This window comes from Acidobacteriota bacterium, assembly GCA_035529075.1.
Classification (GTDB): Bacteria; Zixibacteria; MSB-5A5; order GN15; family FEB-12; genus DATKXK01.
Map to the genome: position 1 here is coordinate 159,461 of DATKXK010000011.1, position 19,809 is coordinate 179,269.

Consider the following 19,809-nt stretch of genomic DNA (forward strand, 5'->3'; position numbering starts at 1 on the left):
ACCGACGGTACCGCTCGGCGGTGCATGGGGCCGGCTACGGCGGCGGAGACATCATCTGCTTTTTGTAAGGCACGTGCAGTCCCCGCGCTTTCTCGCCGAGGTACTTCTTTGTCAGTGTGACCATGATGCCCGAGAGCCCGATAAGCGCCACCAGGTTCGGGACCGCCATCAGGCCGTTGGCAATATCGGCAAACGACCACACGGCCACGAGATCCAGTCGAGCGCCGATGAGCGTGAAGCAGATGAACACCCACTTGTACGGCTGCTTGGCCTTGACACCGGCGATGTATTCGATCCCCTTTTCGCCGTAGTAGGACCAGCTCAGCACGGTCGAGTAGGCGAACAACAGTATCGCGCACACGACCATCCAGCGGCCGTAGACCGGCAGCGCCTGGTCGAACGCCGCCATGGTCAACGGGGCGCCGTTGATGCCGCTGTCCCACAGGCCGGAAGTGATGATCACCAGGGCCGTCATGGAGCAAATGATGATCGTATCGATGAACGGTCCCAGCATAGCCACCATACCTTCGCGAACCGGTTCCTCCACCTTGGCCGTCGAGTGCGCCATTGGCGCCGAACCCTGTCCGGACTCGTTGGAGAAGAGACCCCGCCTGAGACCCCACTGGATTGTCATCCAGACGGTGATACCTGCGGCGGAACCGCCGACGACAGCAGTCGGGTTGAAGGCGTGGTAGAAAATGAGCTGGAAGGCCGGTATTATCTGGTCGCGGTTGATGTAGAGTATCACCAGCGCCGAGCAGACATACAGGACGGACATGATGGGCACCAGGTACGAGGCTACGCGCCCGATGCGCTTGATGCCGCCGATGATGACAACGCCCACCAGAGTGCAAATCCCCAGGCCGATTACCCACCGCCACAGGCCGACCTGTTCGGGCGATACTTCGAAGGCGTCCACCAGCGCGTGGGCCAGGGTATTGGACTGCGCCATGTTTCCGGCACCGAAGGCCGCGACGGCCGTGCACAGCGCAAACATGTAAGCCAGCGGCCGGTAGGCCCTGCCCAGGCCGAGTTCGATATAATACATCGGCCCGCCACGCACGTTGCCGTTAGACTCGATCTTTCGATACTTGATGGCCAGTGTGCACTCGCTGTATTTGATGGCCATCCCGAAAAAGGCCGACACCCACATCCAGAAAATCGCCCCCGGGCCGCCGTAGTAAAGGGCGATCGCCACGCCGCCGATGTTGCCGATGCCGATGGTGGCGCTCAGGGCGGCCGACAGCGCCTGAAAGTGCGTCAGTTGACCCTTGTGTGCGGGGTCGTCGTAGGCACCGCTCGTTATAGCTACGCCGTGCGCGAAACCGCGCATCTGGATGAACAGCATTCGAAGAGTGAGGAAGAGACCCGTGCCGAGAAGGAGTATGACCAGCGGCACTCCCCAGACCTGCCCGGAGACTTCTTCGAGGATGTGGTTAAGTTGCTCCATGGGGCGCTCGGTAGATAATATATCCGGATGCCTTTGGCAAATACTATCTTGGCCGAAATGACGCGCCCGCCGGTCGCAGCACGACTCGAACGCGGTTGTTATGGGCTGTCCGAGCGGCGCAAGCCGCTCGATGCGGGAGTGTTTTGCGGCAAAAAAAGAGGGGCCGGCCAAGCCGGCCCCGAGCCAGCACTCTTTTAATCCACTGGCCCTTGGTGCTATTAATGCTATCGGCAGGCCCGCGTACTTCTTCAACACACGGGCGATTCAAGGTGAAGAGTTTAGACTTGTGCGCTTCGTGGCCCGGTCATATGTTTGCTCAAAACGTGCGCAGCTTACACAAGAGGATTGTACAGATGTCGGAATTTCAATACATCCATGCTCGCCAGATTCTCGATAGTCGTGGAACTCCTACTATCGAGGTGGACGTTTGCCTCAGCGACGGCACCCTCGGACGCGCGGCGGTTCCGTCAGGAGCCTCGACCGGCACCCACGAGGCCGTCGAACTGCGGGACGAAGACGACTCGACGTATTTCGGCAAGGGGGTCCTCAAGGCGGTCGACAACGTCAACAAGGTGATCGGACCGGCGCTCCTGTCCGACCAGATTGATCCCTTCGACCAGGTAGCGCTGGACAACTACCTGATCAATCTGGACGGAACGCCCAACAAGGGAAAGCTTGGCGCCAACGCCACGCTGGGCGTCTCTCTGGCCACCGCCAAGGCGGCCGCGGAGAGTCGCGGGCGGTTTCTGTACGAATACATCGGCGGCTGCAATCCCAAGGTGCTGCCGGTGCCGATGATGAACATTCTCAACGGCGGCAAGCACGCGGACAACAACGTGGATCTCCAGGAATTCATGATCATGCCCGTCGGTGCGGGCAGCTTCCCGGACGCGCTGCGGATGGGCGCGGAGGTGTTCGGGCACCTGAAGACCGTGCTGAAAGACAAGGATTACAACACGTCCGTGGGCGACGAGGGAGGTTTCGCTCCGAATCTGAAGTCGAACAAGGAGGCGCTCGCGGTTATCAAGCTGGCCATCGAGAAATCCGGCTACGTGTTGGGTCGGGACATCATGATTGCCCTCGATCCCGCCTCGACCGAGTTCTACGACAAAGCGACCGGGAAGTATCGCTTGGAGGCCGAAGGGAAAGAGCTTACGAGCGCACAGATGATCGATTATTATGCCGACCTGTGTGAAGAGTTCCACGTTATTTCAATCGAGGACGGCCTGGCCGAGGACGACTGGTCCGGCTGGCAGGAACTCACCGCCAGGCTGGGTGACGATATACAGATTGTGGGCGACGATTTGTTCGTCACCAACCCCGAACGGCTGGCCAGGGGCATCAAGGAAAAATCGGCCAATTCCATTCTCATAAAACTGAACCAGATCGGCACCCTGACGGAGACGCTTGACACCATCAGCATGGCCCAGAAGGCCGGCTTCACGGCCGTGGTGTCTCACCGGTCCGGGGAGACGGAGGACGCCACTATTGCCGACGTCGTGGTGGCTGTGGGAGCTGGGCAGATCAAGACGGGTTCCGTCTGCCGTACCGACCGTATTGCCAAGTATAACCAACTGCTGCGGATAAACGAGCAGATCGGCAAACACGCCGTCTATCCCGGCATGGATGCCTTTTATAACATACGTCGCTGACAGTTGGTTCGACAGCCCCCCGGTATGCATCAACGGCAAGACCTTCAAGGTCTTGCCGTTGTCTCAAGAAACTCGTTGCTGATTCCTGCGGTCGACAGGCCTGCCGGTGCGACCCGCCGGAATAACCGGCTTCACAATCTGCCTAATACGTTTCCCACGGGTATTGACTCCTGAAGACGCAGTGCGTGCCCGACGTCGGTGCGCTCAGGTCGATCACCAAATCCAGTTCCTCGTCGCCGGACGGTTTGTACGGCTCAATGACGATCAGCCTGTACTCTCCCGGCGGCAGGCCGGTTATCTGATAGTCGACGTCGAACAGACAAAGGCACTCACATGGATTGATCAAGGAGTCAAGCTCGTTGATGGTGATGGTAAAATCCGTGACGTCAATCTCGGCCGCGATCACCGGACAACAGTTGAAGCCCGCGTTGATGTGCTTGATGGTCAGCGTGTAGTTCTCTGAGTAGCTGAAGTCGATGCAGTCCTGGTCCGAAGGCGGATCACTCACGGGTCGCGCCAGCATTTGCGACTTGCAGGTTGAATGCGCGGTTACACCTGTGAACCAGTCACCCCACGGGTACTCCGATCGATACACGCAATGCGTGCCTGACGTCGGGTTGCGCAGATCGATTACGACATCCAGTTCGTCGTCGCCGAAGGGTCTGTACGGCTCTATTACGATCAGCCGGTATTCTCCCGGTGGCAGGTTGGCTATCTCATAGTCGACGTCGAACAGACAGAGGCAGGCACAGGGTTCGATCACGGAGTCAAGTTCGTTGATCGTGATGGTGAAGTCCGTAATGTCGATCTCGGCCGCAATCACCGGGCAGCAGTTGAAGCCGGCGTTGATGTGCTTGATGGTCAGCGTATAGTTCTCGCCGTAGCTGTAGTCAATGCAGTCCTGGTCCAAAGGTGGATCACCCTGGGGTTTCTCCTCCAGGAGCGACTTGCAGGTCGAGTAGCCGACCACGGAACCTGACGGGCCTTCGCATGAAAGCAGGCTCCCCTGACTGATGAAGAGATAGTCAATCAGGGCGGTCAGGTCGCCGATGTCCACTACGACTTCGCGATCTGCATTCAGATTCGCCTCCTCCGGACAGCAAAGCGAAGCCTGGGAAATGAACAGGAAGTCGATCAGCGCCGTCAGGTCGCCGATGTCGACCACGCCATCCGGACTGCAATCAACGTTACCTCGCACGTCCTGGCAGCACGTTTCCTGTGCGTACGCCGAAGCCGTGCCGAAACTCAGAAGCAATAAGGCACATAAGAGGACCGTCGTGAAGCCCCCTGGCCGGTCCGGCAATCGAAAAAGCCCCGAGCAGGTGTGCTTAAACCGCATAAGTCCCTCCCGGTCTGTGAGTGGCGATGGGTACGTAGATGTTGCGCTGGCACTGATGTCAGTAATAACATACAAGTCCATCCACGTTGTGTCAACAGCTTTTTCGGCCGGCTCAGGCGAAATCCGTCTGAACTTTCTGCCGCTTATCCTGTTATGGTCTTCGGGTTTAGCTGTAAAGGAGCTCTGCCCGAACTGCCGATATAATGATAGATGGGCTTGCGGGCGAAATTATGTACAGGTTAACACTTTACATGGCGGTCATTCTCCTGCTCGGAACCATTCCGAGCTGTCAGATGGCACTTACCGAGATCTCCGCCCCGTCCCCGCCCCCCCTGGCTGACAGCCTGATGAGCGTCTTCGGCGAGTTGCACCAGGCCGTGCTGCAGGATGACCTGGACCGGTTTCTTTCCATACTGGACCCGGTGGAGGCCGCCAACCTGAAATCGCTCACGCGGCAGCGGGGGTTCGGGTCGCTGGCGGCCTATCTGCGAACTCAGTTTTCGAACTGGCCGAAACTGGATACGCTGCAGTTCGAGAGCCTTGTCGAGGAGAGCGGCTATGCTCGTCTTGGCCTGATCGGGCCGGGCAGCCGCCTGGGCTTCAAAATCGAGCGAACACGTTATACCTTCCTTCTCTTCAAGTCTCGTGACCAGGACTGGAAACTCAGTGCCATGACGACCATCGAAAAGGACCGGTACGACCTTTACGGTCACGAAATCACCTATCATGAGACCGATCTTCCCCCGAGGCTGCGTTTCCCCCGACGCTTCTAATCCCTCAGACTGTACATGGCCCAGCCGTCACGCGCGGCCCGGGAGCGTGCAGTGAAGGCGCGGTACAGGCCGACCGATCGCTTTTAACTTGCACCCGGGTTGTGCCGCCGTCTAATTCATGGCATGCCTCGCCGAGTCAAGCCAAGATCGTCACTGCTGGCGCCTGCCGAGTCGCTGATCAGGCGCCTGTCCGATGCCGACAGGCATATCCGCAGGCGAATTATCCGATGCGGACTGCTGGCGATGGCTCTGTTGTTTCTATACTCCCTCATGAGCGGCACGTACGGTCTTCCCCGGATCGTACGCCTGAAGATCGAGAAGGAGGCATTGATCGAGGCTAACCGGGAGTGTGTTGTGGAGCTTGTCGACATGGCACGGGTGCGCCGAATGCTGAGGTCCGACCCGGCCTATATCGAGCGAATAGCCCGCATGCGCTACCACATGGTTCGCTCTGGAGAGACCATCTACCGTTATCGCGGCCAGTAACTGCCGATGCCACTGGAAAAGTCTGAAGCCGTCATTCTGAGGATGTTCAATTGGTCGGAGTCCTCACGAACGGTTGTCTTCTTTACGCGGGACTTCGGCAAGCTTCGCCTGCAGGATAAAGGCGGGCGGCGGCTGACCACGAAGCGCGGGCGTCTGTTGCCCTTTACTCGAACGGAAGTGACCTTCTACCGCTCCGAGAGGTCCGGCAGCGGCTACATTTCGGACAGCGAAGTCCTGGAGGCGTTTTCGCTGGAGGGCCAGGGAGAATTGGGCCGGCTGGCGTACGCGTCCGCGGCCTGCGAGTTGCTGTACCTGCTTCTTCCCGAGCAGGAAACGCAGCCTGAGCTGTACGAGTATTCGATCGCATATTTAAGACAAGTAGCGGCGGCTGACAGGAGGGCCTTGCCGCCGGTGTTCATCAGCTTCTTTCTGCGGCTCATGTCACAACTCGGCTACCGTCCTTCCCTGGCCTACTGCGCCGGCTGCAGCACTGCGCTGGACAGGATCATCGCAGCCGGTCAAGGCCTTGTCTTTGCGCCCGAGCGAGGCGGAGTGCTCTGCCGGGCTTGCCAAAAGGCGGGAGAGCGTTATATTCCCGTTTCGGCCGGCGGCGCCAGGTTGCTTGCGGCCCTTCAGCGGGCCTCTCTTGCCGAGGCGGCTTCCCTGCCGATAGGATACGAAGACGCCTGCCGGCTGATCGAGGCGCTGACGAAGTTCCTTAAGTATCATTCCGGTCTGGTATCGGATTTGAAGTCGCTGGCGTTTCTGGAGAAGTTGAAAAACAAGCGACTCAACGGGTGAGACAGCGATATGGGCAAAGACAAAGCTAACGACCTGATGGACAAGATCGTCTCGCTGTGCAAGCGGCGAGGCTACGTATACCAGTCATCCGAAATCTACGGCGGCCTGGGGTCCTGCTGGGACTACGGCCCGCTGGGTGCCGAACTCAAGCGCAATCTCAAGAATTTCTGGTGGGATGCGATGACGAACCGCCGCGACGATATCGAGGGCCTCGATGCCGCGATTCTGATGCATCCCCGCGTCTGGCACACCTCCGGACACGTCGACGAGTTCACCGATCCGCTGGTTGACTGCAAGACGTGCAAGGGCCGGTTTCGAGCCGACAAGCTGTCCGAAAGCCACTGCCTGCTGAAACCGTCAAAAACCCCGCTCGAGTGCGGCGGCGAGTTGACCGAGGCGCGCAGTTTTAACCTGATGTTCAGAACCTTCATGGGACCGCTCGAGGATGATTCGGCTACCATCTACATCCGGCCTGAAACCGCCCAGGGGATTTACGTCAACTTCCTCAACGTCAAGAACTCCTCGCGCCAGAAGATACCCTTCGGCATCGCCCAGATGGGCAAGGCCTTCCGCAATGAGATCACGCCCGGTAATTTTATCTTCCGCACCCGCGAGTTCGAACAGATGGAGATGCAGTTCTTCGTCCATCCGAGCGAGGACAAGAAGTGGTTTGATTTCTGGAGACAGGAGCGCTGGCGCTGGTACGAAGAACTCGGCATCGACCCCGGCAAGCTCCGGTGGCACTGCCACGAGGAGAAGGAACTGGCCCATTACGCGAAGGAAGCATACGATATCGAGTACGAGTATCCCTTCGGCTGGCAGGAACTGGAAGGCATCCACAACCGCACGGATTTTGACCTGAGCCGCCACATGGAGGCTTCCGGCAAGGACCTGCGCTACTTCGACGAGCGCTACGACCAGAAATTCATCCCCTACATTATCGAGACCTCCGCCGGGTGCGATAGGACCCTGCTGACACTCCTGGTCGACGGTTACGATGAAATGGAGATCAAGGGAGAGAAGCGGGTATTCCTTCGGCTCTCGCCTCGAATAGCCCCCATCAAGGCGGCCGTATTCCCGCTGGTCAAGAAAGAGGGTATGCCGGAATTCGCTACCGCGGTCTACCAGGAGCTCAAGAAGCGGTTCAAGGTATTCTACGATGAGTCCGGCGCCGTGGGGCGGCGGTATGCCCGGATGGACGAGGCCGGATGTCCTTTCTGCGTCACCATCGACGGCCAGACCCTGCAAGATGAAACCATGACCCTGCGTGACCGCGATACCATGGAGCAAGTCCGTATGAAGATCCCCGAAGTTATCCGCTTTCTCGAGCAGAAAATCAACGGGCAGGACCCGGACCCCCGGCCGTAAACCTGCCGGACATACGCCTGCTCTTGCCGTGAGCCCCTTTACTCGTTGATGATAGTCGGCAACCGGCCCGGCCGGCCTGCATCAGGCCCGCCGGACGCGTAGTAATCGTCAAGTTCTCTTAGCGCTTACAGGCACCAGATGTGTTCTTCGAGGGCACGGGCGATATCGTCGAGCGAGGGGTACATTACGGATGAATCGTCGCGGGGCTTACTGCGCTTGTCTCGGAGCGCGTGGCCGTCGATAATGACGGTGGGAGACTTGACTGCCTGCTCAGTTTCTACGATGTGGGCGAGTATTCCTCGTTCCCGGACAAACTGACGTACGAAATCTCTGGTTTTGGTCTGACGCGGGTCCTTCCGTGAATAGACCAGACCAATCTCCATAGTATCCTCCCTATTTCCTATACTATAATGCCAAGATCGGCTCGTCAACAAGAATCTCTATCTATGGAACGAATCAGGCGGCGTGAAAGTGTCACGTCAGTCTCATTTTGTCGAAAAATCGGTCAGGAAAATCGATCCGGACTGCGACAAGCATTCGTCCGCAGGCGATGGGCGGTCTGGTCCGCCCGCGCTGTCACCTGCCGGTGCCGGATGGCGAGCCGGACATCCGGGCGAGAGTCTGCGCATAGAGGCTGTTGGCGTAATCGGCCTTGTAGGGATTGAGGATGGTCGCCCGTTCGTAATATTTCTGGGCCCGGTACAAAAGCAGGCGGTCCTGCCTGGTCAGAGCCAGGCGCTGCAGGAAGTGGCCGCACTCGAGTTGGAGGCTGAAGTCGGTGGGAAAGCGCTCGGCAAGTTCGGTCAGCAGTTGCAGCACGTGATCGTATTGCTGTTTGCGCTGCATCAACCGCGAGTACAGGATGCCGGCGGCCTTTGAGGAATTAACCATCATCGGTACAGAATCCAAGGCCGCCAGGGCGCTGTCGATCTGGTCCCGCTGGAAGTAGTTGGCGGCTCGCTCATAGGGAGACTCCGCGTACGCATTCGCCCTGACGTTGGGGAACGTTTTGCTGACGTTATACAGTTCGACCAGATAATCCCGGATCCAGTAAGAGGCCACCGGTTTCAGGCCGGCCAGAGCCGGGAAGTCAACCACGGCGGCCCGCCAGTTGGACAAGTCTGCAGCTACGTGAGTGATCGGAAAGCTGTCGAACAGGCCGCTGTCGGACCGGGTCGCCCCGAAGAAATGAATAACCGACTGGTGCTCCGTCTGAAATGTCAGTGTCGGCGCGTATGGCCCGGCCACGACGGCCCCGGGGCCCAGAATCTGGCCCATATCACTATTGGCTTCAGCCACCGAGAAGTGATGATCGAGGAAGTGCTTGCGGCGGACCCTGAAACCGTTCACCAGAGCAGACGTCCCGACCAGAAGCGTTGCGAGCATAATCACTGTAGCCCGGCTGAAAAGGCGCGGCCTGCTGCGGATGACCTGTCTCGTGGCCAGGGCCAGGCCGAGGCCCGCCGCCAGCGAGAGCCACACGATCAGCCTGCGCGGAGCGCTGACGTCGTTGAAGAACCAGGCGTTCATCACCGTATGGAAGGTCAACATCCAGAAGAGCAGGACGGCCAGCCAGCCGCCTGTTTTTCGCCATCCGGCGGCGCCTAAAGGCTGCGAACGCATCGACCAGTCGAGGGTCGTAAAACAGAATACGATCACGGCCGGCACAAAAAACAGACTATAGCGCAGGGGTGAATAGTTCAGCGGCATCAAACTGATCCAGCCCGAGAGAATCCAGAAAAGCGAGTACACCATCGTCGGCGGCAGGTTCTCAATACGGGATTTGCGGCCCTTTCCGCGGAAAACGAAGAAGAGGCCACCGGCCACCAGAAAGAGCAGCAGGTCCGGATTGAGATAGTACAGATGGTTGTCAAAACCAAACGAAACCAGGTGCTCGGCAAACGCCCAGGGGGATTTCAGGCCGTCAGGAAATCCGTGCAGGCCGAAAGATTCGCGGGTGAAGAACTGCACCGCTTGAGAAGCGTGTCCCCCGTAAAGCAGAAGGATCGAGGCGGCACCGGCGGCGATAAACCCGATCAACGTCGCCGCTATGTGTTTCCATGGTTCCGGGCGTCGCAAGGCCAGGATTGACAGAACGACCGTCGGCACCAGCAGGGCGCCAAACAGCTTGCCCGTGACGGCAGCCAGAGCCGCCACGGCCCCGGCGGCTGCAGCCCCGGAGATCCGGTCGCCCCACCGCGTCCAGATGAGAAAGGCCAGGCCCGCCCAGAAAATCAGCCCGTTTTCCAGGTAGGGGAGCCGGCCGTAGGTCAGAAGCGTCACGTTGATGAGGTAACACAGGGCCACGGCAGCCGTCACCCACGGGCGGTGATATTTCACCAGCGCCAGCAGGACCAGGAACATCCCGGCTATGCTCAGCAGCACGCCGACCGTGTTGGCCTCCCTGAGCGTAACATCCGTCAACCGAAGCCACAGGCACGAAACGAGTGACACGAGCGATTTCTGAAACACGATCCAGCGCGGGTCGTTCAGCGGGTCGAACTCACCGAAGAGAATCCTGTTGCGTGCGTGCAGGCTGTACATGTAGGGGTCGGTGGAAAGAGACTGGCCGATCCCCGAAAAGTACATGGGCGGGTCTGACGTCAGGTCCGACTGCCAGAAAGCGAATCCGGCTACGATTACCAACGCCGTCAGCACAAACGCCCATTCGCCGACTGATTTTACCTTGAGCACCATAACGGTCCGACGGTTTTATCCCTGCTATCGGCAGAGACTACACGCGGCTTGAGAAAAGCGGCACCTGGCGCGATATCCCGAGCGCGAAACGGCAACGGGCGCCGCCGCTCGAAACGCCATCTGCTCATGGTGAGATGTCAGTGGTAAAATGCGGTGCGCGCTGCCCGAAGATACCGCGCTACCGGACAACTATGGGGTATTCCCCCGGAGGTTCGACTGCACCGACGACTTTTTCCGGCAACCCGTTTTTGGCCAGGGCCTGACTGAATTCGTCCGCGCGGTCCGAGGGAATGGCGATGAACAGACCACCGGAAGTCTGGGGATCAAAAAGCACCGCCGCAAGGCGCTTGTCCAGCGAGTCGGCCACGTGCGCCTTCCCCGTCATGTATTCTCGGTTGTCGCCCGCCCCGGCCGGTATCATCTGCCGCTCCACCAGTTCCCGCACTCGAGGCAGGAGAGGCAGGCTTTCCGCGAAGATGCGGATGGTAACTCCGGAAGCGGCGGCCATCTCGTAAGCGTGGCCGAGCAGGCCGTAGCCCGTGATATCGGTCGCGGCGTGCACGTCGTGAGCCAGCATGAGATCAGCCGCGGTTTTGTTCAGTGCCGCCATCTGCGTAATGACGGTCTCGATAAGCTCTTCGTCGACAGCATTGCGTTTGATACCTGTCGTAATCAAACCGGTACCGAGCGGTTTGGTCAGGAACAGCTTGTCGCCCGGTCTGGCGCCGGCGTTGGAGACGACCCTTCGCGGATCGACCAGCCCGGTGATCGCCACCCCGTACTTCAGTTCGCTGTCCTTGATGGAATGGCCGCCCACCACCACGGCGCCGGACTCCTCGATTTTTTCGCTGCCTCCCTTCAGGATTTCCGTAAAAACGCTGGTCGGCATTGATCCCAGGGGAAAGCCGATGATATTGAGCGCCGTTAACGGTCGACCGCCCATGGCGAAGACGTCCGAGAGCGCGTTGGCGGCTGCGATCTGCCCGAAGTAGTACGGGTCGTCGACGATCGGCGGAAAGAAATCGACGGTCTGGACCAGGGCCAGGTTCTCGGCAATGATAAACACGCCGGCGTCATCGGCCTTGTTGAACCCTATCAGCAGGTTTGGGTTATCGGCCTGCGGCAGGTCTTTGAGCGCTTCGGCCAGGAACCCCGGCCCGAGCTTGGACGCTCAACCAGCGCAACTGACTTCGGCGGTAAGCTTTATAGCTATCTCACGGCGTTTGTCAACCATTGGACAAAGCTAACATGCCGGGCCGGTGATTTCAACCCTGAAGTGCGCCTCGGCGTTGTCCTGTGCAAATAAGGTACAGGCTATGCCGCTGCATACCCCTACAAATCCGCGCCATACTTCCGAAAATAGTACATTAGCAGCTTATTCCGGAGGTTTGCGGTCGGACCCGGTCGGTCGGCCGCTCGTCGGGGGCCGCTGCAGTTGCCCGGTGGGCAGGGCGTTCGGTTGCCGGACCGCCCGGTTCTCGCCGGAGGATCCATGCGGCTACGGCTCGGACGAGAGTTGAGCAGCGCTTGGGAGATACGGGAAGCACATGAAGAACGATACGACAACAATGCGACTCGACCAGATCCTTATCTCTGAGGGGCTGGTCACACAGGAGCAGGTAGCCGAGGCGCTGGAGCATCAGAAACAGAACGGCGGAAAGCTGGGTTCTCTTCTGCTTCGCTTCGGACACGTCGACGAATCCGGACTGCTCAAAGCCCTCGAGAGGCAATTTGGATGCGACAGTGTGCGGCTCTCTGAAATCGAGATTCCGGATATGGTGCTCAAGTTCATACCTTCGCGGGTGGCTCGGGCGCGCAACGTCATTCCGTTCGACTACAATCCTGAAACGAACGAGTTGAAAATAGCGTGCGAGAACCCCGGCGACGAGCACCTCGTCGACGAACTGGGATTTGTCGCCCGCGGCAAAACCGTCAGACTATACGTCGCGGCGGAGATGTCCATTCAGGCGGCCATTGGACGCTGCTATTCGAGCCCCCCCGAGCAGCTTCTGACACAGCGTATCTCGACTCCGGACAGTGCCGGCCACAGCGAAGTTGCAGCCGGGACGCCAGCGGGCGGCCGTAAGTCGCCTTCGGCCAAAGGGGCCGTGCTGCTCGTGACCGACGACCTCAAGGCGGACGATCCCGTCAGGAAAGGGCTGGAGCAGGAGAACTTCGACGTCGCCATCTCGGATTCCGCAAATGAAGCCATCGGAATGATCGGGGGGCGCAGTTTCCACACCGTCTTTGTTCGGGATTCCGTGTCGGGTAACTACATGGACCTGATCGATCGGGTCAGAAAGATCTCCCCGAGCACGCGCGTCCGGTATTACGGATCGGCCGGCGAGCTGTTGCTGGACGAGACAGTGACCTCCGAACAGGCCGACCTGACGGTGATGAATTTCGACCTGCTGACGACCCTGCTGGCCTCGAGGGAGAAGCTGCGGTCGAACCACAGCGGCCGCGTGGGCCAGTACGTCGATCGCCTGTGCCGTCGGCTCGAACTTCCCGCCAGAGACCGTCTCGCCATCGTAACGGCGGCATATCTTCACGACCTGGCCCGCTACTACTATGGAAACTCCGACGAGCCGAACTACGAGCGAACGCTGGTAACGTTGTCCGCCGGCAGTCTCGAGTCATTCAATTACTCGCCTCTGGTGACCGGGATATTGCGGTGCATGTACAAGGACCTGGAAGGCAAGTACACGAAGCGGCTGCCCATAGAGGCGCTCGGCGGCAATATCGTGACGGTGGCCGACATCTTCTGCGAGGGCATTCCATACAACGAGAAGGTCTCGCTGGACAGATTTGACCGGATAAAACAGACGTTTCACGACCTGGTCGGAAAGCTCTTCATGGCCGAGGTCGTTGAGGCGTTTCTCAACATGGTGCAGGAGGACATGCTCGCCGTGCAGGAGTCCCGGAGATTCAACCAGGTGATGATTCTCTATGAGGACAGCGAGGCGATGGTCCTGGTTGAACAGCGCCTCAGACGGCACGGCTTTCGGACCGTGGTGGTGCAGTCGATTGACGAGTTTGTGGACCTTTACGGGCGCAGCCGACCCGACATCCAGGTCCTGATCAAACACGGCAGCACGTGGCTGGTTTCGGATTTCGTCGGTGTGCTCGTCTCCCGGGGCGTGGCCATCGACTCGGTGGCGACCTTTCTGTTGGTGGATCACCCCGTCGCGACGGAATTGACGTCCATGGTTGAGAAGGGGATTGAGGATGTCATCCCGATGGATGACAATCTGGATCTCCTGATCGCCAAGATGAAGAAGATCGGGAGTCGCCTGGAGCTGGCATCGTCCCAGCCGCTGCTGACACTGCAGGACCACGGCACGCGCGGATCGCTCGAGGACATGAATCTGATTGACCTTCTCCAGGCGCTGGGCCCGAGCAGGAAGACGGTCAGGCTGGCGGTTTCCTCGGAGGACCGGGAACTGGTGATATTCCTGAACCGGGGCGACATCGTGCACGCGGCCTGCAACGACAAGGTGGGTCCCGAGGCGGTCTACGAGGCGATTGTATGGGGCACCGGCAGTTGGGCGGTTGAGCCTGTCGACGCGGACGACCTGCCGGAACAGAACAATCACTCGTCCAACGAGGCGATTCTCATGGAAGGATGTCGGCTTCTCGATGAACGGGAACGGGCCGCCAGATCCGGCGCAGCCAGCCCGACATAGCCGGTGTCACTCTTCAGTCACGCGCCCGACGAAGCAGGTAAACCATCTTTTTTCGCTGGCGTCTGCGGACGTCCTGCGGGATGTCATCGTAATACTCGCCTACAGCCAGAGCCGCCTGGCGCGCTTCGTCCTTGAGGCGCAACTTCTCCAGGCAACGGCAGATGTGATAATCGCACTCGATGAGGTTGTAGCAGTTGCCGGGGAGGACGGCCAGCCGCTGACGCAACGTGCGATACACCTGCAACGCCTGATCGTAACGCTCGCTGAGAAACCAGGCCGACGCCAGGGGCCACAGAAACGACTTTCCTTCAGGATAACTCGCGGCCAGCTCTCCGGCAGCCGCGATCACGGAGTCATACTCCTTCGCGTCCAGCCACACCCAGGCCAGGGCGCTGCGCGCGCCTTCGCGGGAGATCAGCGAGGAATCGGCCGCGAGACGAAGTTCGCTGATCCCCCGGACCTTCTCGTTCTTGAGCAGGCGCAGGAAGCCCAGCAATCCCGCCCGCGCGGATTTCCAGTAGTGGTACGATCCCAGGCCGAGGTATAGATCGTAAAGAGAACTGTCGGCTCTCAGGCCCTCCGTGTAATCGGCGCGGGCGTCGACACCGAGCTTAACGGCCGTGATGAACGACCCGAATCGTGCCTCCCACAGGGATCGGTACGCTTTGGCATGTCCCCTGAAGAGGCAGAACCAGGCCTGTGTCCGGCCGGAACAGGTGTCGATCTGGCGTTCGACCTTGCGCTCGACCGAATCGATCAGCGACCGGAACGATTCCGGGTACAGGTTCTCCTCCCGGTCGGCCATTTCACCCATCAGAGCCGCGGCCTTGAACAAGTACCCGGCGGGGTCGTCGGGATAGACTTCAATGTAACCGTCATACAGGGCCTGAACGCCCTCAAAACGATCGTTGAACAGCAGCACCTGCCCGGTGTTGAAGATGTTTGCTTTGAGGCTGTCAAGGTACGGTCCGGCGGGGGCGTCCAGAGGCAGCAGGGGCAGGAGCGCCAGCATAAGACCCGCGAAGAATCCGGCACGTCGCTTCATGCCGGTAGTGTATCAGGTCGGGGAAGTCCGGGCAACAGCAAATGCGCTATATGACCGCAGAGCCGGGCACGAATTCGAGAAGCTCGACGTCTCGTGAAGTGGTCGCAGTGATGATGACGGCGTTGCCAACCTGATGGTACACCAGGCGGCAGCCACGGCAGTTGTGATCGTAGAAGGTGATAGCGCCGATGGTTCTCGGGTTGGCCTTGAGCTCCTCGGGAATCTCGAACGAGTCGGCGGTGGCCACGAACACTGAAACGCAGCACGTGCCGTTGTGGTACACCAGGTGCGCCACCTCGGATCCCATCAGGTCCTCCGTGTGACCACCGGTCAGGTGGAAATCGTTCACCACCCGGTCGACACTGTAGCTGACATCAGTGTACACGCGCATCACCGACTGGGTGACGGCGACGGAATCCACATCGGTGCTCGGGTTGCTGAAAATGCTCCGGTGAGCCTTCTCCAGCGGGATCAGCATGGCCTCATGACGGCGAGCGCCGGAGAAGAACATGTACGCGGCGATCACCAGCACCAGGGACGCCGCCGTGGCCAGGGCCCACGACAGCCGCATGAACGGCGGTTGATGGCGGGCGGGGACTGCTCTCTCGCGGTCGATGCCGTCCAACTGGCTGAGCACTTTGGACTTGAGAACAGTAAGCCTGCTTAGGGAGTAGTCCGACTTGAGTCTCTCGTTGATAAGCGACTGCACGGACTCTTCCAGCCGGTAGATGTCGGTGCAGTGATGGCACTCCCTGAGGTGCTCCTGCACCCGTCGGACGTCGATTTCAGAGGCTTCCTTATCAATTATTTCATAGAGCAGTGCTAAGGCTTCCTGGCAGTTCATCTCGCAGTGTCCTTGATGTACCCATTCTTGACGGCATAATCAAACAGTTGCTTCTGCAGGAGTTTCCGGCCCCGGTGTAGCCTCGATTTTACGGTGCCGATCTGGATATCAGCAATGTTGGCGATCTCCTGGTACGAGAAGCCCTCAAGAAAGGACAGAACCACCACCAGTCGGAAATCGTCCGGCAGCTCTTCTATAGCTTTCTTGACGTCATCATCGAAGACTTTGGCAAAAAGCTCCTGCTCCGGGTTCTTATCGGGTCCAAGCTGGGCCAGCTGGCCGTAAAGGTAATTGTCATCGATATCATCCACATCCACCGAGACCGGCGCTCGTGATTTCGACCGGTAGTCATTGATGAAGATATTGGTCATGATCTTAAACAACCATGCCCGGCAGTTCGACCCTGGCTCAAACTTGTCCCAGTTTCGGTACGCCTTGACGATGGTTTCCTGCACCAGGTCTTCGGCGTCACTCTGGTTCCTGGTCATGCGCAACCCAGTGCGGTAAAGGGCGTCCATGTGAGGCAGCGCCTCGTTCTCGAACACCTTCCGCTGGGCCAACTGCGTCGCTGTGCTACCGGGCATGCGTGGACTCCCTGCTTGTTTCCGGCGGCTCAGCTTGACCAGAGACCACTATTGAGTAAAACAAGTCGGTCACCGACTAAGTTCCCTCTAAGCACATAAACATCAACGAAATAGATAACGTTTAATCAAAGGCGGTGCGGGCAAAGCCGATCATTCTTGGCCAGTTTCCCTCCCCATGATCTCAGAATAACCACTGCTCGCGAATTCCACAAGGATTTTCGCCGGCTCATGGTCCCGGACACGTCTGATCGGCGGGTTTTTCCACGTCCTGGCCACAGAATGCAGCGGCCCGGCTTGCCGGACGTTTCCCGGTCGGGAGGTGCAATCGCGAACCGACCGGCCTCCAAAAGCGTTATACACACTAAATGGACCGGTATTATCTGATCTACGATGACTCCTGCCCGATCTGCCGGTCAGCCGCCCGGCAACTCGGGGCGCTCGACGACGCCGGTGCTGTAAAGCTCGTGCCGCTCTCTGCCCCCAGGCTCCCCGCCGGCATGTCCTTGCCCCCGCGGCCGGAGTTGGAAAGGGAAATACACCTGGTTTCAATCGACGGCTCGACGGTGACGGGAATCGACGCGGCCGCCAAGCTGGCTCTGCTGCTACCCGGAAGACGATGGGTCGAGCGGTTGCTCACGGCACCCGGCCTGCGCCGGATCGCCGGCCTGGTCTATGAGTTGATCGCCGGGCACCGTCAGGGACTCTCAAAGCTGTTTTTTCGCCAGCGCGGCTCGTCCAAAGGTGCGCGGCGCGTGTGATCAGCCTGACCGTGGCGGCGTCGCCGGCAGGCGTGCCGGTGCCCGGTACCGGCCGGTTACTTCTCAGCCGCAGGCACGGCGTCCGACTTTTCGCGGGCCATGCCCAACTCAGTCTTTACTTTGCCCAGAATCTCACTGTAGATCTCGGTGTTTTCCTGCAGGAACCGTCTGGCGGCGTCACGTCCCTGGCCGAGGCGGTTGGAACCATAGCTGAACCAGGAGCCGGATTTTTCGACTATTTCATGCTGCGCGGCCAGATCGAGCAACTCCGCTCCCGATGAAATTCCCTTGCCGTAAATGATGTCGAACTCGGCTTCCTTGAAGGGCGGGGCCACCTTGTTTTTCACGACCCGCACCCGCGTGCGGCTGCCGATCATTTCCTGACCATCCTTGATAGAGGCGATTCTGCGGATATCCAGGCGGACAGTCGAGTAGAACTTCAGCGCATTGCCGCCGGTGGTGGTCTCCGGATTGCCGAACATGACTCCGATCTTCATCCGAATCTGATTGATGAACACGATGGCGGTATGTGACTTGGCCGTAATGGCCGTGAGTTTGCGCAGGGCCTGCGACATCAGCCGGGCCTGCAGTCCCATGTGCGCATCACCCATCTCGCCCTCGATTTCCGAACGCGGTGTCAGGGCCGCCACGGAGTCGACGGCGATGATATCCACGGCTGACGAACGAACCAGCGCCTCGACTATGTCCAGCGCCTGTTCGCCGTTGTCCGGCTGGGAGATCAGCAGGTTCTCGATGTCAACGCCCAGCGCCCCGGCGTACGTGGCATCAAACGCATGCTCGGCGTCGATGAAGGCTGCGGTGCCGCCGAGTTTCTGGGCCTCGGCTATAATATGCAGGGTGAGAGTGGTCTTTCCGGATGCTTCCGGGCCGAATACCTCGGTCACCCGGCCGCGCGGTATTCCGCCCACGCCGAGTGCGTAATCAAGGCCGAGCGAGCCGGTCGGGATGGTCTCAACCTCCAGCACCTGGCCGTTGCCGAGCCGCATGATCGAGCCTTTGCCGAACGAGCGTTCAATCTGGGTCAATGCGGCTTCGAGAGCTTTTCTTCGGTCTGTAACGGCAGAGGTAGAGCTTGCCATGTCAGCTTTGCCTTTCTGTATCCTGATTTTCCTGTTCGTCATAGCCGGTATACTATAGATGTTTGATCATGAAATATATCACATTCCGGTTGAAATTAAAGTAATTTCGGCCCCTGACAGGGGGTGTCACCGTGTGGCGGTCATCCCCGGTCCCGTACCCCCGGCGATTCACGGCAGAACCGTTCGCACGGCACACACATCGGCCCGGTCGGTCATGGTGAATGATTGTGCATAATAATGGTCTATTTTGTAACAATTACGAACAGCCTTGCATCCTCAGTCGCCGGACCCTCTGCGGAGCTACGGCGAGCTTTGCAGGCGATCACGTATCCCTTTGGCAACAAACGAGTTATCTTGGGGCTTCAATCGTCGGCCTTTCGTTATCTGTCGGCATGATTATTGCAGCGGTTACCTGCGGATAACAATATATGTGCATCACGACAACTATGAATGACAGCAACGAGAGGTCCCCTGTGAAGAGATTACTCCTGATACTTGCAACCGGCCTGATGGTCGCGCCGTCGGTTCTGGCGGTGCCTCGGATTCAGCTTTATATCCCCGGAGCCACCTATGACATGGGTACCGAGACCTGGACTACCCCGGCGCACGAATTCGAACTCTGGGTGGTTGCCAGTAATCTTGACAAGGGGCAGCTCTATGACCTGACGCTGGTGGCATCGCTTGGCGCCGGTGGCAATCCCGTGGGTGGAGCGTTGTCGATCACTGACGCCTCGGCCATTACCACTACTTTCGGGATGGCGGATTACATGTACGGCACGCCCCCGCCGGGTGACGGGTCAATGCCGGCGCACGGTATCTATCCCTCCTGGTATGCCGAGCATAATGTTGCCGCCGTGACCGGTTCACCTTACGAGACGGTCATGGATTATACCGGCGACGGTGGCGGCTCGAACGCTTTTGGAAATATCTTCCGGTTTACCGTGAGCACTACCTACGAGTACGTCCATTTTGATGCCTACGGTTACTTTGCCGACATAGACGGCCAGTTCAAGTTTGCACCTTTTTCACATGATGCTGAGACGGCGGTTCCCGAGCCGGCCACCCTGCTTCTTCTCGGTCTCGGATTGGCCGGGGCGGGGGTTGTCCGGCGTTTGAGGAAGTGACTTTTCTTTCGATGCATGTCAACCGAAAAAGCGGCTCACCCGAGCCGCTTTTTTCTTGCCTGCTCTCGGACGTCGGAAAGTTTTACGTGCACCGGAGCCGGG

The 19,809-nt window shown here is 59.1% G+C and carries 16 protein-coding genes and 1 pseudogene; 8 read left to right on the forward strand and 9 right to left on the reverse strand.

Features of this window, described 5'->3' with window-relative positions; genetic code table 11:
• Positions 1–34: 34 nt before the first annotated feature.
• On the reverse strand, positions 35–1,450 hold the full coding sequence (locus VMY05_06295; protein HUV30677.1) for a sodium:alanine symporter family protein: 1,416 nt from the start codon (positions 1,448–1,450) through the stop codon (positions 35–37).
• Positions 1,451–1,803: 353 nt separating this feature from the next.
• Here VMY05_06295 and eno point away from each other — a divergent pair, with 353 nt between their 5' ends.
• On the forward strand, positions 1,804–3,102 hold the full coding sequence (eno, locus tag VMY05_06300) for a phosphopyruvate hydratase (GenBank protein ID HUV30678.1): 1,299 nt from the start codon (positions 1,804–1,806) through the stop codon (positions 3,100–3,102).
• A 142-nt stretch (positions 3,103–3,244) separates the two neighbouring features.
• On the opposite strand, the gene VMY05_06305 is transcribed toward eno, so the two are convergent.
• Entirely contained in the window at positions 3,245–4,300 is a 1,056-nt protein-coding gene (locus VMY05_06305; protein ID HUV30679.1) for a hypothetical protein, read from the reverse strand.
• A gap of 371 nt (positions 4,301–4,671) precedes the next feature.
• Between VMY05_06305 and VMY05_06310 the strand changes: the two genes are divergently transcribed.
• The 4 genes from VMY05_06310 to VMY05_06325 all read left to right on the forward strand — a co-directional run bounded on the left by VMY05_06310 (position 4,672) and on the right by VMY05_06325 (position 7,869).
• Positions 4,672–5,214 (forward strand): hypothetical protein, encoded by a 543-nt coding sequence (locus tag VMY05_06310; GenBank protein ID HUV30680.1) that lies wholly within the window; start codon positions 4,672–4,674, stop codon positions 5,212–5,214.
• A 123-nt stretch (positions 5,215–5,337) separates the two neighbouring features.
• Positions 5,338–5,700, forward strand: a complete 363-nt coding sequence (locus tag VMY05_06315; GenBank protein ID HUV30681.1) for a septum formation initiator family protein — start codon at positions 5,338–5,340, stop codon at positions 5,698–5,700.
• Between the two features lie 6 nt (positions 5,701–5,706).
• A complete protein-coding gene (gene recO / locus VMY05_06320) occupies positions 5,707–6,501 on the forward strand; it encodes a DNA repair protein RecO (protein HUV30682.1) in 795 nt (264 codons plus the stop codon).
• A gap of 9 nt (positions 6,502–6,510) precedes the next feature.
• The gene (locus VMY05_06325; GenBank protein HUV30683.1) at positions 6,511–7,869 is read left to right on the forward strand and encodes a glycine--tRNA ligase; all 1,359 of its coding nucleotides are present in this window, start codon (positions 6,511–6,513) and stop codon (positions 7,867–7,869) included.
• A gap of 125 nt (positions 7,870–7,994) precedes the next feature.
• Here the strand turns inward: VMY05_06325 and VMY05_06330 are convergent, their stop codons facing one another.
• The 3 genes and pseudogenes from VMY05_06330 to selD form a co-directional block, all read right to left on the reverse strand.
• Positions 7,995–8,252 (reverse strand): hypothetical protein, encoded by a 258-nt coding sequence (locus tag VMY05_06330; GenBank protein HUV30684.1) that lies wholly within the window; start codon positions 8,250–8,252, stop codon positions 7,995–7,997.
• A gap of 193 nt (positions 8,253–8,445) precedes the next feature.
• Complete coding sequence (locus VMY05_06335) at positions 8,446–10,566, reverse strand: tetratricopeptide repeat protein (GenBank protein HUV30685.1); 2,121 nt, start codon at positions 10,564–10,566, stop codon at positions 8,446–8,448.
• Between the two features lie 178 nt (positions 10,567–10,744).
• A pseudogene (selD, locus tag VMY05_06340) lies at positions 10,745–11,722 on the reverse strand (selenide, water dikinase SelD).
• A 391-nt stretch (positions 11,723–12,113) separates the two neighbouring features.
• On the opposite strand from selD, the gene VMY05_06345 reads away from it, so the two are divergent.
• Positions 12,114–14,252: a DUF4388 domain-containing protein gene (locus VMY05_06345; GenBank protein ID HUV30686.1), complete on the forward strand. Its 2,139-nt coding sequence runs from the start codon at positions 12,114–12,116 to the stop codon at positions 14,250–14,252.
• A 13-nt stretch (positions 14,253–14,265) separates the two neighbouring features.
• On the opposite strand, the gene VMY05_06350 is transcribed toward VMY05_06345, so the two are convergent.
• Genes VMY05_06350 through VMY05_06360 form a run of 3 tightly spaced genes read right to left on the reverse strand, consistent with a single transcriptional unit; the run spans position 14,266 to position 16,725 of the window.
• A complete protein-coding gene (locus VMY05_06350) occupies positions 14,266–15,297 on the reverse strand; it encodes a hypothetical protein (GenBank protein HUV30687.1) in 1,032 nt (343 codons plus the stop codon).
• Between the two features lie 46 nt (positions 15,298–15,343).
• A complete protein-coding gene (locus VMY05_06355; protein ID HUV30688.1) occupies positions 15,344–16,141 on the reverse strand; it encodes a zf-HC2 domain-containing protein in 798 nt (265 codons plus the stop codon).
• Positions 16,138–16,725 carry a sigma-70 family RNA polymerase sigma factor gene (locus VMY05_06360; protein HUV30689.1) on the reverse strand — a complete coding sequence of 196 codons (588 nt, stop codon included), beginning with the start codon at positions 16,723–16,725 and terminating at the stop codon, positions 16,138–16,140. The genes VMY05_06355 and VMY05_06360 overlap by 4 nt, the downstream gene beginning before the upstream one ends.
• 365 nt (positions 16,726–17,090) lie before the next feature.
• Between VMY05_06360 and VMY05_06365 the strand changes: the two genes are divergently transcribed.
• Positions 17,091–17,483, forward strand: coding sequence for a DCC1-like thiol-disulfide oxidoreductase family protein (locus VMY05_06365; GenBank protein HUV30690.1), 393 nt, complete (start codon positions 17,091–17,093; stop codon positions 17,481–17,483).
• A gap of 56 nt (positions 17,484–17,539) precedes the next feature.
• On the opposite strand, the gene recA is transcribed toward VMY05_06365, so the two are convergent.
• Complete coding sequence (recA, locus tag VMY05_06370) at positions 17,540–18,583, reverse strand: recombinase RecA (GenBank protein ID HUV30691.1); 1,044 nt, start codon at positions 18,581–18,583, stop codon at positions 17,540–17,542.
• 473 nt (positions 18,584–19,056) lie between these two features.
• Between recA and VMY05_06375 the strand changes: the two genes are divergently transcribed.
• Entirely contained in the window at positions 19,057–19,707 is a 651-nt protein-coding gene (locus VMY05_06375; GenBank protein ID HUV30692.1) for a choice-of-anchor N protein, read from the forward strand.
• Positions 19,708–19,809 lie beyond the last annotated feature (102 nt).